This is a genomic window from Clostridium coskatii, from assembly GCF_001675205.1.
In the GTDB taxonomy this organism is placed as follows: domain Bacteria; phylum Bacillota; class Clostridia; order Clostridiales; family Clostridiaceae; genus Clostridium_B; species Clostridium_B ljungdahlii.
This window is the reverse complement of record NZ_LROR01000091.1, coordinates 1-1,974: the sequence shown is the minus strand read 5'-3', so window position 1 is coordinate 1,974 and position 1,974 is coordinate 1. Positions and strand designations below refer to the sequence as shown.

Below are 1,974 nucleotides of genomic sequence, written 5' to 3'. Positions count from 1 at the left end.
TAATAACCACCTTCACCACGCTGATAAGCTTCAATTACTTTCTTTTTAAATTCAAAACTATATTTTGCCAATAAAAAACCAACCTCCAATCGTTAGATTTTAGGTCTAACTTTTGGGGGTCGGTTCATTAGCCAGTGCTTACCTTCGTTTATACAACATATAATGTTAAATTTTATTTACGGTTTCCCGCATTGGTAGCCCCATTTAACCCTGGAGCCACAGGCATACCAAAGAAAGATTTCCACCAATGTAATCCCTGATGTTTCATTTAGCCATAATCGACTATATATAGTATATACCACCTTTACATGAATCTTGTCCCAAATATGTCTCATTTTTGTCCCATGATTTTTAATTTATTATAGAGTACTTAATTTAATATTTGTCACTTTCTTTTATGCATATTTATATTGAAATTCAATATAAATATATTAATAAAAATTGAATAAGGAGGAGGTCTTTGTGCGATCTAGGATTAAAAGCTTCATACTTAAAGCTATATCCTTCTGGATAATTATCTCTATAATAGGCACTTTAGGTTTACTAGATGTCTCAATTTTCATGAGATAGCATGGCACTCTAGTAGTACTTATCTTAATTGATAGGTACTCAAGGACCTCCTTTAAAAAATAAATAAATTAGTCAAAATATTTTCACTTATTAAATATAACTCAATGCTATGAATTTACAGCGTTTATCGTCAATATATCTATTAAAATAATTGACTTAATTTGTGCCTAGAAAGCCGTTTTTAATAAAATTTTTTTGCTATTACTTTTGATTACTTATTTCTAATTTCCTCGTAAGCACTTGATATTACTAAATTTATAGCTAATTAGTTATCAAAATATCAAGTATAAGAAACTAACTAGAAATCCCCAATGCCACTTTAAGCCTATATATTATATTGCCTAAAGCCTTAATTCTGCTAGGCTTACACTAGAAATAAACTTTAATGGTAATGAGAGCCCCCTTTTTAAGATATACACAATATATAATAATTTATTTTATTCCATGATTTTTCTCAACTATAAAAAAGCGACAGCCTTTACTCAGCTATCGCATGTATATCCATCCATTTAACTACATCCTCCAAAATCTCTCCACGCCTTCTGTAAGCTGTACTCCTTACCCCACCGTACATTTCATTGGCTATCCAATCAACACTTTTATCTAACTTGTACTTATAAGTAATAAAATCCATCATTTCTTTTGACATTGGAGGGATCGTCAGCACTTTTTTCAGTCGAGCTGTATTTCTCTTTAATTACCTTATTCTTTTCCTGTTCCCGCGGATCTTTCTTTCAACATATTCAAGTTCATCTTCAAGCTTTTCAATTTCTCTTATTATTCCTTTCTCTGCTACACTTTCTCCTGTAGGACTTGTCTGAACTCTTTCATCAAAACCGGGACTCATATGCATATCTGGAACAACACTTACATTACAGTGTTGTATATCCAATTTAATACTTTCCTCTTGATCCTTAAGATCCTTACACTCGATTTCGAGAATACTTATTTCATTCAAATCTCTAAAATATCCATACAACTTTCCTTCTGCATTTTTAAATGTTTCTTTGTCCAACACTGCGTTCCCTCCTCAAAACATTTATTCTCTATTTCTAGCTTTAAATACATGTACACCCACAGCTATTATTCCTACAAATGCCACCATGGATGCAATGTATAAACCTGCAAATTCCATTAATACTTTCACAGCATCACTCCTCGTATAATAAGTTTATAGCCAAGAAAATTTGGTTGTAAACTTATCTTTTTTATAGTATAGAGATAGGAGACATCTTTGAGGGATTCTTCCTCATCCTATTTCCATCTATACAATTAATATTTATATATTCAATAAAGGTTATCCTATGGTATGATATCAGCAGAGTCTGATGTCCCAAGGCACTGCTTTCACTCCTTTCAGTCAACGCTTGTTGTGTCTGCTTTTTAAGCTTTCAGCCTGGCTCA

2 protein-coding genes are annotated in these 1,974 nt (G+C 32.1%); both read right to left on the bottom strand.

Annotated features, from left to right (window positions below; all coding sequences use genetic code 11):
- Positions 1–1,048: 1,048 nt before the first annotated feature.
- Positions 1,049–1,237: a hypothetical protein gene (locus CLCOS_RS22890; protein WP_242867071.1), complete on the bottom strand. Its 189-nt coding sequence runs from the start codon at positions 1,235–1,237 to the stop codon at positions 1,049–1,051.
- Positions 1,238–1,267: 30 nt separating this feature from the next.
- Positions 1,268–1,588: a hypothetical protein gene (locus CLCOS_RS22885; RefSeq protein WP_242867070.1), complete on the bottom strand. Its 321-nt coding sequence runs from the start codon at positions 1,586–1,588 to the stop codon at positions 1,268–1,270.
- Positions 1,589–1,974 lie beyond the last annotated feature (386 nt).